Source organism: Hydrogenophaga sp. NFH-34, from assembly GCF_021401345.1.
Classification (GTDB): Bacteria; Pseudomonadota; Gammaproteobacteria; order Burkholderiales; family Burkholderiaceae_C; genus Hydrogenophaga; species Hydrogenophaga electricum.
The window spans coordinates 18,569-38,933 of the sequence record NZ_JACBGE010000002.1; the positions used below are offsets into that span (position 1 = coordinate 18,569).

General features: G+C 68.6%; 18 protein-coding genes. 11 read left to right on the plus strand and 7 right to left on the minus strand.

Annotated elements, in window-relative coordinates:
• Nucleotides 1-14: 14 nt before the first annotated feature.
• From L0977_RS01975 to L0977_RS02005, 7 genes are all read left to right on the plus strand, one after another.
• The gene (locus L0977_RS01975) at nucleotides 15-710 is read left to right on the plus strand and encodes a protein-L-isoaspartate O-methyltransferase family protein (protein WP_234262975.1); all 696 of its coding nucleotides are present in this window, start codon (nucleotides 15-17) and stop codon (nucleotides 708-710) included.
• A 2-nt stretch (nucleotides 711-712) separates the two neighbouring features.
• Nucleotides 713-1,063, plus strand: coding sequence for a rhodanese-like domain-containing protein (locus tag L0977_RS01980; protein ID WP_234262976.1), 351 nt, complete (start codon nucleotides 713-715; stop codon nucleotides 1,061-1,063).
• A gap of 53 nt (nucleotides 1,064-1,116) precedes the next feature.
• A complete protein-coding gene (locus tag L0977_RS01985) occupies nucleotides 1,117-2,469 on the plus strand; it encodes a TolC family outer membrane protein (protein ID WP_234262977.1) in 1,353 nt (450 codons plus the stop codon).
• Nucleotides 2,470-2,561: 92 nt separating this feature from the next.
• A complete protein-coding gene (locus tag L0977_RS01990) occupies nucleotides 2,562-3,305 on the plus strand; it encodes a glycosyltransferase (RefSeq protein ID WP_234262978.1) in 744 nt (247 codons plus the stop codon).
• Nucleotides 3,306-3,387: 82 nt separating this feature from the next.
• Nucleotides 3,388-5,382 carry a 3-deoxy-D-manno-octulosonic acid kinase gene (locus tag L0977_RS01995; protein WP_234262979.1) on the plus strand — a complete coding sequence of 665 codons (1,995 nt, stop codon included), beginning with the start codon at nucleotides 3,388-3,390 and terminating at the stop codon, nucleotides 5,380-5,382.
• A 39-nt stretch (nucleotides 5,383-5,421) separates the two neighbouring features.
• Entirely contained in the window at nucleotides 5,422-6,456 is a 1,035-nt protein-coding gene (locus L0977_RS02000) for a ligase-associated DNA damage response exonuclease (RefSeq protein WP_234262980.1), read from the plus strand.
• A gap of 58 nt (nucleotides 6,457-6,514) precedes the next feature.
• Nucleotides 6,515-8,218, plus strand: coding sequence for an ATP-dependent DNA ligase (locus L0977_RS02005; RefSeq protein ID WP_234262981.1), 1,704 nt, complete (start codon nucleotides 6,515-6,517; stop codon nucleotides 8,216-8,218).
• Here L0977_RS02005 and L0977_RS02010 read toward each other — a convergent pair.
• A complete protein-coding gene (locus L0977_RS02010; protein WP_234262982.1) occupies nucleotides 8,206-9,132 on the minus strand; it encodes a LysR family transcriptional regulator in 927 nt (308 codons plus the stop codon). The two genes, L0977_RS02005 and L0977_RS02010, sit on opposite strands and share 13 nt — an antisense overlap.
• 65 nt (nucleotides 9,133-9,197) lie before the next feature.
• Between L0977_RS02010 and L0977_RS02015 the strand changes: the two genes are divergently transcribed.
• Nucleotides 9,198-10,106: a DMT family transporter gene (locus L0977_RS02015; RefSeq protein ID WP_234262983.1), complete on the plus strand. Its 909-nt coding sequence runs from the start codon at nucleotides 9,198-9,200 to the stop codon at nucleotides 10,104-10,106.
• Between the two features lie 88 nt (nucleotides 10,107-10,194).
• Nucleotides 10,195-10,818 (plus strand): glutathione S-transferase family protein, encoded by a 624-nt coding sequence (locus tag L0977_RS02020; protein WP_234262984.1) that lies wholly within the window; start codon nucleotides 10,195-10,197, stop codon nucleotides 10,816-10,818.
• A gap of 6 nt (nucleotides 10,819-10,824) precedes the next feature.
• Here L0977_RS02020 and L0977_RS02025 read toward each other — a convergent pair whose 3' ends face one another.
• Nucleotides 10,825-11,994, minus strand: coding sequence for an iron-containing alcohol dehydrogenase (locus tag L0977_RS02025; RefSeq protein ID WP_234262985.1), 1,170 nt, complete (start codon nucleotides 11,992-11,994; stop codon nucleotides 10,825-10,827).
• A gap of 177 nt (nucleotides 11,995-12,171) precedes the next feature.
• Between L0977_RS02025 and L0977_RS02030 the strand changes: the two genes are divergently transcribed.
• Nucleotides 12,172-13,797: a gamma-glutamyltransferase family protein gene (locus L0977_RS02030; RefSeq protein WP_234262986.1), complete on the plus strand. Its 1,626-nt coding sequence runs from the start codon at nucleotides 12,172-12,174 to the stop codon at nucleotides 13,795-13,797.
• Nucleotides 13,798-13,816: 19 nt separating this feature from the next.
• Here the strand turns inward: L0977_RS02030 and L0977_RS02035 are convergent, their stop codons facing one another.
• Complete coding sequence (locus L0977_RS02035) at nucleotides 13,817-14,743, minus strand: bifunctional helix-turn-helix transcriptional regulator/GNAT family N-acetyltransferase (protein ID WP_234262987.1); 927 nt, start codon at nucleotides 14,741-14,743, stop codon at nucleotides 13,817-13,819.
• A gap of 65 nt (nucleotides 14,744-14,808) precedes the next feature.
• Nucleotides 14,809-15,219, minus strand: coding sequence for an MAPEG family protein (locus L0977_RS02040; protein ID WP_234262988.1), 411 nt, complete (start codon nucleotides 15,217-15,219; stop codon nucleotides 14,809-14,811).
• Nucleotides 15,220-15,324: 105 nt separating this feature from the next.
• Between L0977_RS02040 and L0977_RS02045 the strand changes: the two genes are divergently transcribed.
• Complete coding sequence (locus L0977_RS02045) at nucleotides 15,325-16,197, plus strand: plasmid replication/partition related protein (protein ID WP_234262989.1); 873 nt, start codon at nucleotides 15,325-15,327, stop codon at nucleotides 16,195-16,197.
• Nucleotides 16,198-16,757: 560 nt separating this feature from the next.
• On the opposite strand, the gene L0977_RS02050 is transcribed toward L0977_RS02045, so the two are convergent.
• The 3 genes from L0977_RS02050 to L0977_RS02065 all read right to left on the minus strand — a co-directional run bounded on the left by L0977_RS02050 (nucleotide 16,758) and on the right by L0977_RS02065 (nucleotide 20,296).
• The gene (locus L0977_RS02050; RefSeq protein ID WP_234262990.1) at nucleotides 16,758-17,192 is read right to left on the minus strand and encodes a hypothetical protein; all 435 of its coding nucleotides are present in this window, start codon (nucleotides 17,190-17,192) and stop codon (nucleotides 16,758-16,760) included.
• A 595-nt stretch (nucleotides 17,193-17,787) separates the two neighbouring features.
• Nucleotides 17,788-18,834 carry a pirin family protein gene (locus L0977_RS02060; protein ID WP_234262992.1) on the minus strand — a complete coding sequence of 349 codons (1,047 nt, stop codon included), beginning with the start codon at nucleotides 18,832-18,834 and terminating at the stop codon, nucleotides 17,788-17,790.
• A 115-nt stretch (nucleotides 18,835-18,949) separates the two neighbouring features.
• A complete protein-coding gene (locus L0977_RS02065; protein WP_234262993.1) occupies nucleotides 18,950-20,296 on the minus strand; it encodes an FAD-dependent oxidoreductase in 1,347 nt (448 codons plus the stop codon).
• Between the last annotated feature and the right edge of the window lie 69 nt (nucleotides 20,297-20,365).

Here is a 20,365-nt window from a genome sequence, read left to right on the forward strand (position 1 = left end):
CACCGGAGTATCAAATGACTTCTTCGTCCTCCCTGAGCCTGGACCACGCTCGCTTCAACATGATCGAACAGCAGATCCGCCCCTGGGATGTGCTGGACCCGGTGGTGCTGGCGCTGCTGGACCGCGTCCGGCGCGACCAGTTCGTGCCCGCCGGGCACCAGGCCCTGGCCTATGTCGACATGGAACTGCCCCTGGGCAGCCCCGCTGTCGACGGCGAGGTGATGCTGGCGCCGCGCGTCGAAGCCCGCCTGCTGCAGGACCTGGCGATCAAACCCACCGACAAGGTGCTGGAAATCGGCACCGGCAGCGGCTACCAGGCCGCCCTGCTGGCCAGCCTGGCCCAGCGCGTGGTGTCGCTGGAAATCAACGAGACCCTGGCCGCTGCGGCACGCACCCGCCTGCAACAGGCCGGCATCGGCAACGCCGAAGTGCGTGCGGCCGACGCCGCTGCCAGCGGTTTTGCCGCCTGTGCCACCGAAGCCCCGTGGGACGCGATCCTGCTCAGCGGTTCGGTCGCCGAGGTGCCCGCCGCCCTGCTGTCGCTGCTCGCCCCGGGCGGCCGCCTGGCGGCCGTGGTCGGCCAGGAGCCGATGATGCGCGCCACCTTCATCACCCGCACCGGTGACGCCAGCTTCGTGACCGCCCAGCCCTGGGACACCATCGCTCCCCGCCTGCGGAACTTCCCCGAACCCTCCCGGTTCAGCTTCTGACCATGAACGCCATCCGCCCTGCCCAATTCGACGACTGGCTGGCCCAGGCCGGCCAGGACCAGCCGGCCGCGCGCCCCGTGCTGCTGGACGTGCGCGAGCCCTGGGAATTCCAGACCGCCAGCGTCCCGCCGGCCGAGGGTTTCGATCTGGTGCACATGCCCATGCGCAGCGTGCCCGCGCGCTTTGCCGAACTGGACCGCGACCAGCCCATCGCCTGCCTGTGCCACCACGGCGCACGCAGCGCGCAGGTGGCCTATTTCCTGGCCGATCAGGGCTTTACCCGGGTGGTGAACGTGCAGGGCGGCATCGACGCCTGGTCGCACGAGCGCGACCGCTCGGTGCCGCAGTACTGAGCCTGTCTGCCGATCACCCGAACCGCACCGCCGACACCGAAGGACGCTTCTCCATGACCGCCGCCCCCACCCGCCGCCCCCGCCTTGTTCCCTCCCGGCGCCTTGCGCTGGCTGCGTTGCTGGCGTGGGCCGGCAGCAGCGGTGCACAGGCCCAGAGCCTGGTCGACCTGTACGAAGCCGCGCGCGGTTTCGACGCCACCTACCTGTCGGCCCGCTCCCAGTACGACGCCAACCTGGCCAAGGCCGAGCAGGCCCGCGCCGGGGTGCGCCCGCAGGTGGGCCTGGGCGGCAGCGCCACCTGGTCCGACCGCAACAGCTCGGCCAACGTGCTGGACGGCAGCTACAACAACCAGGCCGTCACGCTCTCGGCCAGCCAGCCGCTGTACCGCCCCGCCAACAGCGCTGCGGCCGAACAGGGCCGGCTGTCGGTGAGCGTGGCCGAAGCCCAGCTGCAGGCCGCCGAGCAGGAACTGATCGTGCGCACCACGCAGGCCTACTTCGATGTGCTGGCCGCGCAGGACACCGTGACCTTCGTGCAGGCGCAGAAAGCCGCCGTGGCCGAACAGCTCGCGGCCGCCAAGCGCAACTTCGAGGTCGGCACCTCCACCGTGACCGACTCGCGCGAAGCCCAAGCCCGTTACGACCTGGTGCTGGCGCAGGAAATCGCCGCCGAAAACGATCTGCGGGTCAAGAAGCTCGCGCTCGACCAGTTGGTCGGCCGCAGTGGCGTGGCGCCCAAGCCGCTGGCTGTGCCGGTGGCGCTGCCGGCCCTGGCACCCGCCGATCCGCAGGCCTGGGTGGGCCTGGCCGAGACCACGCACCCGAGCGTGCTGCAAGCCACGCAAGGCCTGGAAATCGCCCGCCTGGAGACCGAAAAGGCCAAGGCCGGCGAGAAGCCCACGCTGGACCTGATCGGCCAGTACCAGGTGGCCCGCGGCCCGTCGTCGAGCAGCGCGATCCCCGGTTACGTGCGCAACAACACCGGCACCGTGGGCCTGCAGTTCAACCTGCCGCTGTACGCCGGTGGTGCGCTGCAGAACCGCATCAAGGAAACCCTGGCGCTGGAAGACAAGGCCCGCACCGACCTCGAAGCCGCCCGGCGCGGCGTCGCGCAGGCCACCCGCAGCGCCTACTTTGGCGTGCTGTCGGGGCAGAGCCAGGTCAAGGCCCTGGAAGCGGCCGAAGCCTCCAGCCAGAGCGCCCTCGAAGCCAACCAGCTCGGCTACCAGGTGGGTGTGCGCATCAACATCGACGTGCTCAACGCCCAGAGCCAGCTGTTCCAGACCAAACGCGACCTGGCCGCCGCCCGCTACAACGTGCTGATCGGTGGCCTGCGCCTGAAGCAGGCCAGCGGCCAGCTCAAAGGCGAAGACCTGCAGGCCGTCAACGCCCTGCTGGTGCCCTGAGCCCGCGCCGGCCGGCGCCCGGGCTGCGCTAAACTGCCCACCCGCGCCGCGCGCCGTTTCCGGCCCGCGGCCGCCCAACAGCAGAGGTTTCCATGCAGCCAACGGTCAACGTGCTGTGCATCAAATGGGGCAAGAAGTACGGCCCCGAATACGTCAACAAACTGCACAGCATGGTCCGCCGCCACCTGCGGCGTCCGCACCGCTTCGTCTGCCTCACCGACGATGCCGACGGCATCGACTCGGCGGTCGAAGTGTTCCCCATCCCCGCCATCGGCTTTGACGAGTTCGACCAGCGCCAGCCCTGGAGCTTCGCGCACGGCTGGCTCAAGCTGACCAGCTTCGCCAGCCCGCTGTACGACCTGCAGGGCCGCACGCTGTTCCTGGATCTGGACATCGTCATCGTCGACAGCCTCGACCCGTTCTTCGATGCGCCCGGTGAATTCACCGTGATCCGCGAATGGGACAAGAACGACGGCACCGGCAACACCTCGGTCTACCTGTACACCATCGGCGCCCACGCGGACGCGCTGGCGTACCTGAAGAACGAGTACCCGAAGTGCACCCAGGCCGTGCGCAATGAGCAGGAATTCATCACCGGCTTCCTCGGCCGCCAGGGCAAGGTCAGCTTCTGGCCCGACGCCTGGTGCCGCAGCTTCAAGCGGCACTGCATGCGCCCGGGTCTGCGCGGCTGGTTCGAGCCGCCCATCATCCCCGACGGCGCGCGCGTGATCGCTTTCCACGGCAAACCCAACCCGCCCGATGCCATCCGGGGCGACAGCGGCAAGTGGTACCGCCGCGTCTTGCCGACCGCCTGGGTCGCCGAACACTGGCAATGAGCCGGTTGACCCTGCGCCGCTGCGCGGCGCCCGTGGCTCGGCCAGGCCGGCGCGCCGGCCGTCCCCTCTGAGCACGGCGCTCATGAGCGGCCCCGGCTGGCAGCACCACCTCTACCGCGCCGCGATGCGGCTGGCGCTGTGGCCCGCGCTCGGCTGGATCGCCTGGCGCGGCCTGCGCGAGCCCGGCTACCGGCGCCAGTTCGGCGAACGCCTGGGTTTCGTCGAAGCACGGCCGTCGTCCTTCGGCGGCCTGCTGATCCACGCGGCATCGGCCGGCGAATCGCAGGCCGCCATTCCGCTGATCGAAGCGCTGCGGCGCCAGTGGCCCGACCACACGATCACGCTCAGCACCACCACCCCCACCGGCGCCGACACGCTGCGCCGGCATTTCGGCGACGCCTTGCGCCACGTGCACCTGCCGCTGGACACGCCCGGCGCGGTGCGCCGCTTTCTGGACCGCCTGCAACCCGGCCGGGTGATCCTGCTGGAGCGCGAAATCTGGCCGGAACTGCTGCACCAGTGCCGACAGCGCGTGATCCCGGTGGCCCTGGTCAATGCCCGGCTGTCCGAACGCTCGGCCCGCGGGCACGCCAGGGCCCGGGGCCTGTTCGGCCCGATCTGGCCGCAACTGGCCCAGGTGATCGCGGCCGATGACGAGGTCCGCGACCGGTTCGCCCGGCTGGGCGTGCCGCCCGAGCGGCTGCACACCGCGGGCAACCTCAAGTTCGACCTGCCCGAACCGCCCGCCGCCACCCCGGCACCCGGGCTCGCCGGCCGCCACGTGGTCGTGGCAGGCAGCACGCACGCGGCCGAAGAAGCCGCCCTGCTGGCCGGCTGGCCAGCGCTGGCGCAGCGCCACCCCGGCGCACTGCTGGTGCTGGTGCCACGCCATCCCCAGCGCTTCGAGGCCGTGGCCCAGGACCTGCTGGCGCGCCGGATCGCCTTCGTGCGCCACAGCCGGGGCGAACATCCCGGCCCCGACACCGCGGTGCTGCTGGCCGACACCATGGGCGAACTGCCGCACTGGTACGCCCAGGCCGCCGTGTGTTTCGTCGGTGGCAGCCTGGCCCCCATCGGGGGCCACAACGCGCTGGAAGCCATGGCCGCCGGCAAGCCGGTGTTCTTCGGGCCGCACACCTTCAATTTCGACACGCTCTACCAGGCCGTGGTGGCCGCCGATGCCGGGCGCCGGGTGGCCGATGGTGCCGCGCTGCTGAGCGCCATCGACCACGGCCTGGCCGACCCGGACGGCATGCGCGCCCTGGGTGAACGCGCCCGCGCTTTCACCCGCGCGCACCGCGGCGCCACCGACCGCACGCTGCAATGGCTGGCCCCGCTGTGGGCCGGCGACGACCCTGCCGCCCTCACCCCGGTGGCGGTGCAAACCGGCGTGCGCAGCGTCGTCTGGCACGACGGCGTGCTGCTGCCCCAGGGCCTCGGCGCCGCGCAGTTCGTGCCCCCGCCCCAGGCCGATGCCCTGGCCACCGGCAGCGGCCGCGGCCAGGTGCACCGCCTGACGCAGGACGGGGTGCCGGTGTTGCTGCGCCACTACCGCCGCGGCGGCCTGATGGCCCGGCTGAGCGAAGACCGCTTCTGGCGCGAGCGCCCCGAAGCCAGCCGCGCCATGCGCGAATACGCCCTGCTGCGGCTGCTGCGCCACTGGCGCCTGCCCGTGCCCCGGCCGGTCGCGGCGCTGTTCACCCGCCGGGGTCCGCTGACCTACCAGGCCGACATCCAGGTCGGGCTGCTGCCGGGCACCCGCAACGTGGTGCAGCGGCTGGACGACGCCCCGCTGTCAGCCGCCGAATGGCAGGCCCTGGGCCGCGCCATCCGGCAACTGCACGACCGGCAGGTGTTCCACGCCGACCTGAACGCCCACAACCTGCTGCTCGATGCCGACGGCCAGCCCTGGATCGTCGACTTCGACAAATGCGGCCTGCGCCCGGGCACGGCCTGGAAAGCGCAGAACCTGGCGCGCCTGCAGCGCTCGCTGCGCAAGGAAGCCGGCCGCCGCCAGCCCTTCCACTGGCGCGAGGACGACTGGGCCCACCTGCAGCACGGTTACGGCGCGCCCTGAGCCTGGCCCTGCCGGACTTGCGGCACACTGCCGGGCACCATGGCCGCCCCTGCCGACCTCATCGTCGCCCGCCCCGAAGGCCTCTACTGCCCGGCGGGCGACTTCTTCATCGACCCCTGGCGGCCGGTGGATCGAGCGGTGATCACGCACGGCCATTCGGACCATGCGCGCACCGGCCATGCGCACTACCTGGCGCACATCCACAGCGCCGGCACGCTGCGCCAGCGGCTGGGCGACCACATCCCCCTGCAGACGCTGGACTACGGCGAGGTGATCGAACACCACGGCGTGCGCCTGTCGCTGCACCCGGCAGGCCACGTGCTGGGCTCGGCCCAGGTGCGGCTGGAACAGGGCGGCCGGGTGTGGGTGGCCTCTGGCGACTACAAGACCGAGGCCGACGGCACCTGCACGCCCTTCGAGCCGGTGCGCTGCGACACCTTCATCACCGAAAGCACCTTCGGCCTGCCCATCTACCGCTGGCCCGCGCAAGCGGTGTTGTTCGGGCAGATCAACGCCTGGTGGCGCCGCAATGCCGACGCGGGCCGCGCCTCGGTGCTGCTGTGTTACGCCTTCGGCAAGGCCCAACGCCTCCTGCACGGGGTGGACGCCAGCATCGGCCCCATCGTCGTGCACGGTGCGGTGGAGCCGCTGAACGCGGTGTACCGCGCGGCCGGTGTGGGTTTGCCGCCCACGCACCGCGTGACCGAACTGGACAAGACCGCGCTGCGGCGCGCGCTGGTGGTGGCCCCACCCTCGGCCCAGGGCACACCGTGGATGCAGCGCTTCGGCGCCGACGCGGTGGACGCCTTTGCCAGCGGCTGGATGCTGGTGCGCGGCACGCGGCGGCGGCGCGGGGTGGACCGGGGCTTTGTCATGTCGGACCACGCTGACTGGCCGGGGCTGATGAGCGCCATCAAAGCGACCGGGGCCGAACACATCCGTGTGACGCACGGCAGCGTGCCGGTGCTGGTGCGCTGGCTGACCGAACAGGGTCTGGACGCTCAGCCCTTCGAGACCGCCTACGGCGACGAGGACGCCGCCGACCAGGCCACACCCGAGGCGCCCGCACCGTGAAAGCGGCACCGTCGCACCCGGAAAGCCGCGCCACCGCCTGCCGGACGGAGGCTGGCTGATGCAGCGCTTCGCCGCCCTCTACCGCGAGCTGGACGCCAGCACCGCCATCCGCGACAAGCAGTCCGCACTGCAGCGCTACTTCCGCGAGGCGCCGGCCGAAGACGCGGCCTGGGCGGTGTACTTTCTGGCCGGCGGCAAACCGCGCCAGACCGTGCCCACCCGCGCGCTGCGCGAACTGGCACAAGGCGCCGCAGGCCTGCCCGAATGGCTGTTCGAAGAGAGCTACCAGACCGTGGGCGACCTGGCCGAAACCGTGTCGCTGCTGCTGCCCCCGGCCAGCACGCCGGTGGACCGGGGTCTGGCCGAATGGCTCACGCAGCACCTGCTGCCGCTGCGCGGCCTGCCCGCCGAGACACTGGCCGAGCGCCTGCAGGCGCAGTGGGCCACCCTGCCCGACGACCAGCGCTTCGTCTACTTCAAGCTCATCACCGGCGGTTTTCGCGTCGGAGTCTCGAAGCTGCAGGTGACGCAGGCGCTGGCCGCCGTGGCGGGCGTGGACGCCCAGCGCATGGCGCAGCGGCTGATGGGCTACACCGCCACCGGACGCACGCCCTCCGGCGATCACTACCGCGCCCTGATCGCCCCGGAGAACGCGCTCGAACAGCAGCGCGCCACCAGCGGCCAGCCCTACCCGTTCTTCCTGGCGCACCCGCTGGCCGAGCCCGTGGACCGCTTCGACGACCTGCTGGGGCCACCGGCCGACTGGCAGGTGGAATGGAAGTGGGACGGCATCCGTGCGCAGCTCGTCAAGCGCACGGGCCAGGTGTGGCTGTGGTCCCGCGGCGAAGAACTGGTGACCGAACGCTTTCCCGAACTCGCCGCCCTCGGCGAGGCCCTGCCCGATGGCACCGTGCTCGATGGCGAGATCGTGGTCTGGCACCGACCCGCGCAGGGGGCCACCCCCGACGGCCTGGGGACTCCGCAACCCTTTGCCGAGCTGCAAAAGCGCATCACCCGCAAGACCCTGGGCCCCAAGCTGCTGCGCGAACTGCTGGTCGTCCTGCTTGCCTACGACCTGATCGAACACGCCGGGCAGGACCTGCGCGAACAGCCGCTGCACGAGCGCCGTGCGGCGCTGGACGCGCTGGTGCAAGACCTCAACCACCCGCTGCTGATCGCCAGCCCGGTGCTGGCCGGCGCCACCTGGGCCGAGCTGGCCGCGCTGCGCGAACAGGCGCGCGAGCGCGGCACCGAAGGCTTCATGCTCAAGCCGCGCAGCAGCGCCTATGGCGTGGGCCGCACCAAGGCCGCCGGCACCTGGTGGAAGTGGAAGATCGACCCCATGAGCGTGGACGCGGTGCTGATCTACGCCCAGCGCGGCCACGGCCGCCGCGCCAGCGTGTACAGCGACTACACCTTTGCCGTGTGGAACGCGCCGCCCGGCACCGAGGGCCGGCAACTGGTGCCGTTCGCCAAGGCCTATTCGGGCCTGAGCGACGCCGAGATGGCGCGGGTCGACGCCATCATCCGCGCCACCACCATCGAAAGCTTCGGCCCGGTGCGCAGCGTGCGGCCGACGCTGGTCTTCGAGTTGGGCTTTGAAGGCATCGCGCACAGCCCGCGCCACAAGAGCGGCATCGCGGTGCGCTTTCCGCGCATGCTGCGCTGGCGCGAGGACAAACCGGTGGAGGAAGCCGACTCGCTGCAGACGCTGGCGGCGCTGCTGCCCGCTGCGCCGGGGGCCCCCGCTCAGCCGGGCTGAGCCGGCACCGCCAGCACGGCCACCAGGTGGTCGATCAGCGCGCGCACCTTGGGCGCGGTGTAGCGCGACGCCGCGAACAGCAGGTAGGCCGTGCCCTGGTAATGGGTGTCGAAGGCCCAGTCGGCCAGCAGGCGCACCACACGGCCTGCTGCCAGGGCCTCGCGGGCGCCGAAGTCGGGCATGCAGCCGATGCCCAGGCCCGCTTCCACCGCCGCCAGCCGCATCTCGCTGTGGTTGACGGTGTAGCGGCCGCTGACCGGCACCTCGGCCACATCGTCGCCCCGCACGAAGCGCCAGCGGCCGTCGCGCTCCTGCTCGCCCAGCGCGATGCAGCTGTGCGCCATCAGGTCTTCGGGCGTGTGCACCGGGGCGTGCGCCGCCAGGTAGGCCGGGCTGGCCAGCACCCACTGCTGCACCGGCATCAGGGCGCGCGCCACCATGCCAGGCGGCGGGTCGTCGGTCAGGCGCACCACCAGATCGACCCCTTCGCGCAGCGCGTCCACGGGCCGGTCCTGCACCAGAAAGTGCACGTCCACCTCGGGGAAACGCTGCAGGAAATCCAGCACCGGCCGGTGCAGCACCTGGCGCGCAAAGGCCTTGGGCGCGCTGATGCGCACGCGCCCACGCGGCGTGCCCACATGGCCTTCGGCCACTTCCAGCGTGGCGCGCGCGGCGGCCACCATGGCGCGGCCGTGTTCGAGCACGGCCAGGCCGGCATCGGTCAGCCGCAGTTGCCGCGTGGTGCGTTGCAGCAGGGCCAGGCCCAGGGCTTTTTCCAGCCGCGCCACCTGGCGGCTGATGGCCGAAGGCGTGACGCCCTGGCGCCGTGCGGCGGCCGAAAAGCTGCCTGCCTCGGCCACCCGCACGAAGGCCACCAGCTCCTGCATCACGTCCTGAAAGTCATTGGTTCCCACGGCGCACAACTCCTGTTCCAGCGGCCAGTCTAGTCGGCGCGGGACCGGTCCCGAACAATCGCCGCATGTCCACCACACTGGCTCCCACGCTCCCCGCCCCGTCCCGCTTCCTGCGCGTCGAATGGCTGCTGCTCCTGGTCGCCGCGATCTGGGGCGGCAGCTACAGCGCCACCAAGCTCGCCACCGCCCAGGTGCCCGTGCTGCCCTTTCTGGTGCTGCGCTTCGGCCTGACGTTCGTGCTTCTGCTGCCGGCCTTGCGCGGGCTGGCCGTGCCCGCGTGGCGGGCCGCGCTCGGCGGCGCGGCGCTGCTCGGGGTGAACCTGCTGGCCATCCTGGTTTGCGAAACCTTTGGCGTCTCACTCACCACCGCGTCCAACGCGGCCTTCCTCATCAGCCTGTGCGTGGCCTTCACGCCGTTGTGCGAATGGTGGCTGCTCAATGTCCGCCCCACGCGCACGGTGCTGGCGGCCGCTGCGGTCTCGCTGCTGGGCGCCGGCCTGCTGGCGTTCCAGCACGGCGGCGCTCTGCCGTCGCTCGCCTGGGGCGATGCGCTGGTGGTCGCAGCGGCCTTTCTGCGTGGCGTGATGGTGTGCCTGACACGGCGACACGGCCAGCGCCACGGTCTGCCAGCCTTGACGGTGACCGCGGTACAGATGGGCGTGATGACGCTGGGCGCGGCCCTGCTGTCGCTGGCGGTGCACGGCCCGGTGTGGGCACCGCTGCCGACCAGCCTGCCCTTCTGGGGCGCCATGGCCTTTCTGGTGCTGCTGTGCACGGTGCTGGCCTTCTTCGTGCAAAACCACGCCGCCGCGCGCACCAGCCCGTCGCGGGTGGCGCTGCTCATGGGCAGCGAGCCGCTGTGGGGCGCACTGATCGCCGCGCTCTGGCTGGGCGAGCAGCTCACGCTGCCAGGCTGGATCGGTGGCAGCCTGATCGTGGCCTCGGCCTGGTGGGTGGTGCGGCCACGCCCGTGAGAGCCGGCGGCACACCAGGCGCAAGCGGCTGCAGAAAACCCGCGCAGCCGCCACAATGCGGCCCTGTTCACCCCACCGTGCCGATACCATGCCGCTCACCGTCCACCACCTGAACAACTCCCGCTCGCAGCGCCTGCTGTGGATGCTCGAAGAGCTGGAACTGCCCTACGAGATCCGCTTCTACGAACGCGACAAGGCCACCATGCTCGCGCCGCCCGAATTGAAGCAAGTGCACCCGCTGGGCAAGTCGCCGGTGCTGGAAGACGGCGGCATCAAGCTGGTGGAAACCGGCGCCATCTGCGAATACCTGGTCGACAAGACCGGCCGCCTGGGGCCCACCGACCGCGACGAAGGCCTGCGCCAGTACCGCCAGTTCCTGCACTACGCCGAAGGCTCGGTCATGCCCACGCTGCTGCTGATGCTGGCCATGGGCAAGGTGCCGCTGCTGGGCCGGGTCGCGCTCAAGAAAGTGCAGCCCATGGTCGACGTGCACCTGGACTACATCGAGCAGGTGCTCGCCGCTCGCCCCTGGTTCGCGGGCGATGCGCTGACCGCGGCCGACATCATGATGAGCTTCCCGGTCGAGGCCGCCGTGGCGCGCGCCGGCCTGGGCCCGTCGCGCCCGGCCACCATGGCCTGGCTGAAAAAGATCCACGCCCGGCCGGCCTACCAGGCCGCCTTGAAAAAAGGCGGCCACTACGACTACGCCTGAGACCGATCAGGCCGCCAGCGCCGCCTCGAAGATGCCGACCACCTGCGCCAGCGTGGCAGTACGCGGGTTGGTGAGCTGGCAGGCGTCCTTCTGGGCATTGCCGGCCATGACCTCCAGGTCTTCGGCCTTCACCCCCAGCACCGCCAGATTCTTCGGAATGCCCACGTCACGCGCCAGGCGGCGGATGGCGGCGATGGCCTTCTCCGCCGCTTCCACCGTCGACAGGCCACGCACGTTTTCGCCCAACGCCACGGCAATGTCGGCATAACGCTCGGGGCAGGCGATCAGGTTGTAGGCGCAGACCTCGGGCAGCAGCACGGCATTGCACACCCCGTGCGGCAGGTTGTAGAAGCCGCCCAGTTGGTGCGCCATGGCGTGCACGTAGCCCAGGCTGGCGTTGTTGAACGCCATGCCGGCCAGGTACTCGGCATAGGCCATGCGGTCGCGCGCTTCCACGTTGCCGCCGTTGGCCACGGCCGGGCGCAGCCAGCGCGCGATCAGCTTGATAGCCTGCAGCGCGCAGGCGTCGGTGATGGGCGTCGCGATGGTCGAGACATAGGCCTCCACCGCGTGGGTCAGCGCGTCCATGCCGGTGGCGGCGGTGAGCGCGGGCGGCATGTCGACCATCAGCAACGGGTCGTTGATGGCCACGTCGGGCGTGCAGCGCCAGTCCACGATGGCCATCTTCACGTGCGTGCTGGTGTTGGTGATGATGCAAAAGCGCGTCATCTCGCTGGCGGTGCCGGCGGTGGTGTTGACCGCCAGGAACGGCGGCATCGGCTTGGTGGACTTGTCCAGGCCTTCAAAGTCGCGGATGTCGCCGCCGTTGCCGATCACCAGACCGATGCCCTTGGCGCAGTCGTGCGAGCTGCCGCCGCCGAGCGAGACGATGGCGTCGCAACCGCTGTCGCGGTAGAGCTTCACACCGTCGCGCACGTTGAGGTCGGTCGGGTTGGGCTCGGAGCCGCCGAACACCGTCACGGCCAGGCCAGCGGCGGCGATCATGGCGCTGACCTTGTCGGCGATGCCCAGCTTGACCATGCCCGCGTCGGTGCACAGGAACACATGGCTGGCACCCAGCGCCTTGGCCTGGGTGCCGGTGTCCTGGGCACAGCCCACGCCCATGAGGGCAACGGTGGGCGAGAAGAATCCGAAAGTCTGGGGGGCGAGTGCCATGGGGGTCTTTTTCCTGTCCTGAAGTGATGAACCCCAACACCGGGCTGCGCCGGCTGGCCGGTTGGGCCAGCACAGGCATGGCGGCCTGGGGTGGAGGGGACCGTTGCGGTCCGCCGCCATCGTAGGAAGGCCCCTGCCCCGATGGCTTGACTCAGGTCAAGGCGGCAGAATGCGGCCATGCACCTGCACACGCCCAACCCCTATCCCAGCACCCGCCTGCCCCTGTTTGCGCGCAACGTGGTCAGCACCTCGCACCCGCTGGCCGCGCAGGCGGGGCTGCGCATGATGCTGGCCGGCGGCAATGCGGTGGACGCCGCGATTGCGGCCGCCGCCGCCCTGACCATCACCGAGCCCGTGAGCAACGGTCTGGGTTCGGACGCCTTCTGCATCCTGTGGGACGGGCAGCAACTGCACGGCCTGAACGCCAGCGGCCATGCCCCCCAGGCCTGGACGCCGGCCTACTTCCGCGGCAAGTACGGCGCCGACGCGCTGACCCCGCCCAAACGCGGCGTCGACAGCGTGACCGTGCCCGGCGCCGTGGCCGGCTGGGTTGCGCTGAGCGAGCGTTTCGGCAAGCTGCCCTTTGCCGACCTGATGCAGCCCGCCATCGAGCTGGCCGAACGCGGCCACGCCGTGCCCTTCGTGGTGCAGCAGAAATGGGCCGCGGCCACGCCCGAACTGCAATCGCTGCCCGGCTTTGCGCAGGCCTTCCTGCCCTGGGGCCGCGCGCCGCAGGTGGGTGAACGCTTCCGCTTTCCGGCCGCCGCGCAGGGTCTGCGCGCGATTGCTGAATCGAAAGGCGAGGCTTTCTACCGCGGCGCCATCGCGCAGGCGCTGGCCCGCTTTGCCGCACAACACGGCGGTTCGCTGACCGAGGCCGACCTGGCCGCCTACCAGCCCGAGTGGGTCACGCCCATCGGCCAGGACTACCGGGGCTACACGCTGCACGAAATCCCGCCCAACGGCCAGGGCATCGCGGCGCTGATCGCGCTGGGCATCCTCTCGAACTTCGACGTGGCGGCGCTCAAGGTCGACAGCGTGCCCGCGCAGCACCTGCAGATCGAAGCCATGAAACTCGCCTTTGCCGACGTCTACCGCTACGTGGCCGAACCCGGCGCCATGGACCTCACGCCCACGCAGATGCTCGACCCCGCCTACCTGCGCCAGCGCGCCGCGCTGATCGACATGAAAAAGGCACAGGACTTCGGCGCCGGCAACCCGGCCAAGGGCGGCACGGTCTACCTGAGCGCGGCCGACGAAAACGGCATGATGGTCAGCTTCATCCAGAGCAACTACATGGGCTTCGGCTCGGGCACGGTCGAACCCAGCTTCGGCATCAGCCTGCAGAACCGCGGCCACGGCTTCAACCTGAGCACCGGCCCGGGCCGCAACACCGCCAACCTGGTAGCCCCGCGCAAGCGGCCCTTCCACACCATCATCCCGGCCTTCCTCACGAAAGACGGGCAACCGGTCATGAGCTACGGCGTGATGGGCGCCAACATGCAACCCCAGGGCCACATGCAGACCCTGGTGCGCCTGCTCGACCACGGCCAGAGCCTGCAGGCCGCCTGCGACGCGCCGCGCTGGCGCTACGACGCCGGCCTGCACATCAACGTGGAATCGGCCATGGACCCGGTCACGGTGCAGGGCCTGAAAGACCTGGGCCACCAGACCCGCCGCATCAACGACCCCTATCAGGACTTCGGCGCCGGCCAGTTCATCTGGCGCCTGGGTGACCCGGGTACCGAAGGCTACGTGGCCGCCAGCGATCCGCGCCGCGACGGTGCGGCGGTGGGCTTCTGATCGAAGGGGGCTGAACGCGCTACAGCGCCCGCTCCCACACCTCGCTCACCAGGTCCTTGCCGAAGCTGCGGTGCGGCGAGGACTCCACCAGTTGGAACCCGGCCGCCTGGTAGATGCGCCGTGCCGACACCAGGATGTCGTTGGTCCACAGCACCATGCGCTGATAGCCCCGTTCGGTGGCAAAACGCAAGCATTCGTCGACCAGGCGCCGCCCCAGGCCCAGGCCGCGCGCACCCGGTTCGACATACAGCATGCGCAGCTTGGCGGTCTGGTCGTCTTGCCACACCACAAAGGCCGAGCCGACGATCTCGCCCTCGCTTTCGGCCACCCAGCAGCGTTCGCGGTCCGGGCGGAACTCACGCACGAACTGGGCAGCGATCTCGGCCACCATGGCCTCGAAGCTCGCGTCCCACCCGTATTCGGTCGCGTACAGCCGGGCCTGGCGATGCACGATCCAGCCCATGTCACCCGGCACCGGATCGCGCAGGACGAAGGTGCGGCCCTCCGGCGCATCGCCCAGCAGGCGCCGGATGCGCGCCATCGCACCCACCAGCTCGTCGCGTTCGGCGGGTGACAAGGGTGCCAGCAGCGCCTCAATCTCCCGGGCCGAAGCCGCGCTGAGCTGCGCGTAGGCGTCACGCCCCTGCGGCGTCAGGCTCAAGCCAAGCCGCCGGGCATTGGTGTCCGAAAGCTGGCGCACCACCAGCCCATCGGCCTCCAGCCCCGCCAGCAGGCGGCTCAGATAGCCCGTATCCAGCCGCAGCCGCTGGCCGATGTCGCGCGCCGACAGAGGCCGGTCGCGCGGCGCGCTGGCAATCTCGTGCAGCACCCGCGCCTGCGGCAAGGCATGTCCCGAGCCGAGCAGCGACTCGTCGAGCGCACCGACCAGGCGGGTGTGAAAGCGGTTGAACGCGCGGAAAGCATCGGTCTGCTTCAATGTTGTCATCGCTGAATGATATTGCTTTTATCAACATTTTGCAGCCCACCATGACGATGGTGCGCAACGGAACGCTAGAACACGCCCATGCCCACCGCCCCCCACAGCGCCACCAGCACCCCGTTGCTCAGCACAAAGGCGGCGAAGCGGTGCATCACGTGGTTGTAGGTGATGTGGATCAGGCTGTGCACGATGCGCAGTGCCACATAGGCCCAGGCCAGCGGCACCACCAACGGCGCCACGGGCACGGCGACGAACGCGATCAGGCAGGCCACGTAAAACAGCACCGGCAGTTCCAGCAGGTTCATGTAGTTGCGGTTCGGCAGACAGACGGCCGGCGGCACGTTGGGCGCCTCGCCCTGCGTGTACACGGACGGCGGCAAACCCGCCGTGAGGCGGCGCACCGCCACCAGCAACAGCACCCCCGCCGTCCAGCCGGCCAGAACGAACACCGGAACGAGGACCGCCGTATCGCGCATGGTCATCAAAAAGCTCCTGCAAAAACGCTGCGGCGCAGCCTAACACCGGCCCACGGGGGCGGCCGTGCGCCCCACTACAATCGCGCCCTTTTTGCCCCGTCCGCGCGCGCCATGAACCAGCCCACCCCGAACATCGTCGTCAACGAAGAACTCAAGGCCTACATCGAACCGCTGACCCCCGACGAACACGCCGCGCTGGAACGCAGCCTGCTGGCCGAAGGCTGCCGCGACGCGCTGGTGCTCTGGGGCGACGTGCTGGTGGACGGGCACAACCGCTACGGCATCTGCCAGCAACACGGCATCCCCTTCCGCACCGTGCAGCACCCGCACTTCCGCTCGATGGAAGACGTGCACCTGTGGATGATCGACCAGCACCTGGGTCGCCGCAGCGTGTCCGACTACCAGCGCGGCGTGCTGGCGCTGCGCAAACGCGAGATCGTGGCCGAACGCCGGGCGCGCGCCCAGGCCGCCGCAGCCGAGCGCCGCGACACCGACGACGCAGGCACCGCGCCCGACGACGAAGCCACCCAGACGCAGGCGGCCCAGGCCGCCGTGCTGGAACCCAAACCCCTGCAAAGCCGCGAAGACATCGCCCGCGCCGCCCGCCTGAGCAGCAGCCAGGTCGGCATGATCGAAAAGATCCAGAAACAGGCCGCGCCCGAAGTGGTGGCCGCCGTCAAGGCCGGCGACCTCTCACTGAACGCGGCCGCCGTCGTCGCCACCCTGCCGGTGGAAGAACAGCAGGCCGCCGCCCAGGCCGGCAAGGACGAACTCAAACAGGTGGCCAAACGCGTGCGCGAATCGCGCCGCAAACCCAAGGCCGAAGAAGCCACCGACCAGACCGCCCCCGCCGAGGCCGACGGCGCCGCAGACATGGGCAACATCCCCGAAATGCAGGCCTTGCGCCAGCGTGTGGCGCAACTGGAGCGTGAAAACGCCGAACTGCGTCAGCAGGTGCAGATGCTGAGTGCGCAGTTGGTTTGAGGCGGTGATGTGACGGGCTGTTCCTGTTGAATCGGCTGTTCAGCAGGTTCGTCGGTCCCGCCCCATAGGCAGCTTACCCAACCGACCACCCGAACAAATCAACAAAATCATTAAAACAGGACCGACAGACCCAACGATAACGATCCTCTGTCGAGTACCCTGCGGCGAGCCCCCCCTTATGTTCGCCTGACATAAATTTCTCGCCACAAAATTCGCAATGGTCATGGTCGTTTCCAGGTGCCGGTTCGTATTTGCGCCAGAACAGGACCGCGCTTTTAAGGTACCTATCTTGACCAGATAACCGCCAATCATCGTGTGCCATTTCCATGGTTACCTCAGGAAGATTTACACAACATCTGCCGCAAGCAAACGCAGTTTGCAGCAGATCCGGTATGGGAAGCTGGCCATCAACCTACGACGTGCCACGGTAGTAGACCTTCCCTGAACGAATGAACCCTTCGACCTCACGCCATGCCTTTAGGTGTCGCATCCCGGATTATCATAGGGACGCTTGACTACCCAATTAGGTTAAATCTCGAAAACCGCCTATTCACCTGAACTCAAGAGCAGACAATGATTGCATTTTTATCCTTGCTTGTAAGTGCATGAAGAGCCAAAAAATCTTGGCTGCTTTCTGCGTGTAAAAAGGCATCACTTCTGATCTTTTCTCCGCTATAAACACCAGCCCAGCAGAGCACTGCATCACTAGCCAAGGTAAAGGTTCCAGTCAAGCCCTTTGGACCACGATATCTTTGGTTACTGATTTCGAATTTCAGCCGGTTTTTTTGCAAGATATAAAGCGTCTCTAAGTCTTTTGAATACGAAGCCCGACCGCGAGGTACATACTTCAACTCCACCATGCCAATGATTTGTTTTTGATTGCATATCAATAGATCTGGCCTCTTGTAAATTCTCGGCTCCAGCACTTGAACGGATGGCTCGACAAATATCCGCCGCACCCGATCCTTATCACAAAATCGATTCAGAAGTGCCATGCAAAAATGAACCTGGAGAGACGCTTCGGAGTCGATTTCTCGCCCATCATACTTATCTGATATGACCCTTTCCCAAGCGACTCTTAGGTCACTCCGTAATGCCAAGCGTCGATTCATATTACGCAATTTCTATTTAAATAAAAATTCCAAATACCCGACAGCTTAGCCATTACACAAAGCTCCATAGCATCCAAGAACTTTTGAAATCAACCCTACAACAAACCATCCCGGATGCATAAACAGACGCAGCAGATCCGACAACTCCGACTGGCTCCCGCCCAAGCCCCAACTGCTGGATCAGATGCGCGAACGGGTACTGCTACCTGCAATAAAGCCTACAGAAGTAAAGAGCCAACGTCTAGTGGGCCAAACCATTTATGTTGTGGGCCACCCGAAACGGCGACGGCTTCCGCCACCTGCGCGACATGGGGAAAACGAATGCGATGGCTTTCCTGAGCCTTTTGGGCCACAGAAAAGCACATATCGCCCGCCAGGCACCGCCAGGCATTGAATGCGCTGCTGTTTCTTTACCGGCAGGTATTGGGCATGGCGTTGCCGTGGATGCAGCAAATCGGCCATCCGCCGGAGCGCAGACTCAACCCGCCGGCTTCTCCACCCGCCCGTCCGGGTACTGCGCAAAGCGCTCCGCTTTTCCGTGCGTGTGCGAATGGCTGGGCCAGGGCCAGCCGCCGAACTGGGTGCGCTGGTAGTCGTGGACGGCCTGCACCAGTTCGGCCTGGGTGTTCATGACGAACGGGCCGTGCTGGGCCACGGGTTCGGCGATGGGTTTGCCTTGCAGCACCAGCACTTCCACCCAGGCGTCGCTGGGGTTGTGCAGCGGCGCGGTCTGGTTGGCGCGCACTTCGACCATCACGCGCTGGTCGAAGCGGTGCTCGCCCACCACCAGCGCGTTGCCGGTGGTCAGGTAGACGGCGCGGCGGGCCTCGGGCGTGGCGGCAGGCAGTGTGAGGCTGGCGCCGGGGGCGAGCCGCACGATCCAGATCGCCACGTCGGCCTCGGGCTCAGCCGCCCACGAATCGCCAGGCGGTGGCAGGGCTTTGACCACCGCGCTGCCGTCCACGGGCGCGAAGTCGCCGGCCACCACTTCCACCTCAACGCGGCGGCCGGCGGCGTCGGTGCCGGCCCAGTGCGGGATCTGGTCGGCCCAGAAGATGGTGAAGTCGGCCGGCACCATCTTCTTTCTGGCGGGCAGGTTCAGCCAGAGCTGGAACAGGTCGAGCGTGTTGGGCTGGTCCTGGTGCACCAGCGGGAACATTTCGGCGTGCTGCACACCCCGGCCGGTGGTGAGCCATTGCACGTCGCCCTGGCCGTAGCGCGCGGTGGCGCCCAGCGAGTCGGCATGGTCGACCAGCCCTTTGCGCACGATGGTCACGGTTTCAAAGCCGCGGTGCGGGTGCGTGGGAAAGCCCGGCACGGCTTCGCCGTGGTACATGCTCCAGCCGTCCTGGCCGCTGAAGTCCATGCCGATCTCGCGCCCGCGCAGCAGGGCTGGGTCGACACCCAGTTGGGCGTTGCCAGCGGGGTAATGGTCCTGGTGGTAGGCGCCGAAGATGAAGGGGTCGATGCCGGGCATCGGGCCTTGCAGGGCTTGGGCGCCCACGATCAAGGGGTCTCGGGACATGGCGGTTCTTTCGTGGGTTCGGAAGGGGTGGGCCCTGAAGATAGGGGCGCACGCAGCGTGCTCAAGCCATGGCCCTGCGCGGCGTGGGGGTGTCGGCCCACGCCGCCGCCATCGCTCAGCCCGAGATCATGTCCTTGATCTTCAGGCCGTACCAGCGCAGGTCTTCGTCCCAGAGTTCGGCGCGGCGTTCGTGGTCGTCCACCTGGGTCTGCACCAGCACGCCGTCGGGGCCCTTGGCGTAGTCGAACTGCACGCTGATGGCTTCGCGCGGTTCGGTGTTGACCAGCATGTAGCAAAGGTTGTCGATCAGCTCGGGCTCCAGCGCCTGGCCTTTGGCCTGGCGGCCGATGAAGCGCGCCACGCTGGCACCCATGCGGTTGGCCACGTGGCCGCTCTTGGGGTAGTGACCGAACTGGGGCGACACCGCGCCCACGCTGTCGCCGATGACGAAGGTCTGCGGGTCGTCGGGCAGGTTGTAGAACTCGGGATGCACGGCGGCCCAATTGTTGGGCTTGCCCTCGGCGGTCTTGCCGATGGCGCCGAGCTTCCACACCAGGTCGGCGGCCTGGTGGTGGCCCATGAAGATGGCGTCGTCAAAGGCCACGTCGCCCGCCGCGGTCTTGACCACGCGCCTGAACGGGTCCAGCTCCTTGACCCCGGCGTTGGGCACGTGGGTGATGATGTCGGGGTACAGCTCTTCGAAGGCCTTGCGGTAGCCCAGACCGATGGGCGCGATGCGCGGCTTCGGGTCGAGGATGAGCAGCTTGGCCGGGATCTTGTTGCGCTTGAAGTGCGCGGCGATCATGCAGGCGCGCTCGTAGGGCGACGGCGGGCAGCGGTGCGGCGGGGGCGGCAGCGTCATGACGAAGGTGCCGCCCTTGAAGGCCTGGATCTTCTGCTTGAGCGCGATGTGTTCGGCGCTGGGCACGTAGGCGCTGGCGTAGTTCGCGCGCGTGTGGTCGATGGCCTTGCGGTCGTTGCCGAACCAGGGTTCGTAGGCCACGCGGATGCCGGCGGCCACCACCAGCCAGTCGTAATCCAGATAGCCCTGCGCGGTGTGCACGCGGCGCTGGCTGCGGTCGATTTCGGTCACCTCGGTCTGCACATAGGTGTAGCCGAAGCGCTGTGCGGCGCCGGTGTAGGAATGCACCAGGGTGCTGGTGTCCACGATGTCGATGAGCCACTTGTTGCTCAGCGGGCAGGACCAGAACAGCGGGTTGCGTTCGAGCAGCACCACCTCCAGATCGGGCGCGGTGTCGCGCAGGTGGCGTGCGGTGGTCAGCCCGCCCCAGCCGCCGCCCAGGATCACCACACGGCGTTTGCCGCCCTTGGGCATCAGCGCGCTGCCCGGCGAACTCAGCAGGGGTTGGGCGATGGCCGCCGGAACGGCGCTGACGATGGCCGTGGCGGCCGCCGTTTTCAGCACGGCGCGGCGCGTGCTGCGAGGGTCGATGTCGGGCATGAACGTCCTCCTGAGGTCGTGAAAAGGCCCTCGATTATGAGGGCCTACCTTGACATCAGGGGGAAGGGT

What these genes read in the sequence shown, in the direction of transcription:
- L0977_RS02020 (WP_234262984.1), top strand. Translation starts at nt 10,195, where the DNA reads ATGCCGCTCACCGTCCACCACCTGAACAACTCCCGCTCGCAGCGCCTG.
- L0977_RS01975 (WP_234262975.1), top strand. Translation starts at nt 15, where the DNA reads ATGACTTCTTCGTCCTCCCTGAGCCTGGACCACGCTCGCTTCAACATG.
- L0977_RS02065 (WP_234262993.1), bottom strand. Translation starts at nt 20,296, where the DNA reads ATGCCCGACATCGACCCTCGCAGCACGCGCCGCGCCGTGCTGAAAACG.
- L0977_RS02040 (WP_234262988.1), bottom strand. Translation starts at nt 15,219, where the DNA reads ATGACCATGCGCGATACGGCGGTCCTCGTTCCGGTGTTCGTTCTGGCC.
- L0977_RS02000 (WP_234262980.1), top strand. Translation starts at nt 5,422, where the DNA reads ATGGCCGCCCCTGCCGACCTCATCGTCGCCCGCCCCGAAGGCCTCTAC.
- L0977_RS02015 (WP_234262983.1), top strand. Translation starts at nt 9,198, where the DNA reads ATGTCCACCACACTGGCTCCCACGCTCCCCGCCCCGTCCCGCTTCCTG.
- L0977_RS02030 (WP_234262986.1), top strand. Translation starts at nt 12,172, where the DNA reads ATGCACCTGCACACGCCCAACCCCTATCCCAGCACCCGCCTGCCCCTG.
- L0977_RS01995 (WP_234262979.1), top strand. Translation starts at nt 3,388, where the DNA reads ATGAGCGGCCCCGGCTGGCAGCACCACCTCTACCGCGCCGCGATGCGG.
- L0977_RS02035 (WP_234262987.1), bottom strand. Translation starts at nt 14,743, where the DNA reads ATGACAACATTGAAGCAGACCGATGCTTTCCGCGCGTTCAACCGCTTT.
- L0977_RS01985 (WP_234262977.1), top strand. Translation starts at nt 1,117, where the DNA reads ATGACCGCCGCCCCCACCCGCCGCCCCCGCCTTGTTCCCTCCCGGCGC.
- L0977_RS01990 (WP_234262978.1), top strand. Translation starts at nt 2,562, where the DNA reads ATGCAGCCAACGGTCAACGTGCTGTGCATCAAATGGGGCAAGAAGTAC.
- L0977_RS02005 (WP_234262981.1), top strand. Translation starts at nt 6,515, where the DNA reads ATGCAGCGCTTCGCCGCCCTCTACCGCGAGCTGGACGCCAGCACCGCC.
- L0977_RS02025 (WP_234262985.1), bottom strand. Translation starts at nt 11,994, where the DNA reads ATGGCACTCGCCCCCCAGACTTTCGGATTCTTCTCGCCCACCGTTGCC.
- L0977_RS01980 (WP_234262976.1), top strand. Translation starts at nt 713, where the DNA reads ATGAACGCCATCCGCCCTGCCCAATTCGACGACTGGCTGGCCCAGGCC.
- L0977_RS02060 (WP_234262992.1), bottom strand. Translation starts at nt 18,834, where the DNA reads ATGTCCCGAGACCCCTTGATCGTGGGCGCCCAAGCCCTGCAAGGCCCG.
- L0977_RS02050 (WP_234262990.1), bottom strand. Translation starts at nt 17,192, where the DNA reads ATGGCACTTCTGAATCGATTTTGTGATAAGGATCGGGTGCGGCGGATA.
- L0977_RS02045 (WP_234262989.1), top strand. Translation starts at nt 15,325, where the DNA reads ATGAACCAGCCCACCCCGAACATCGTCGTCAACGAAGAACTCAAGGCC.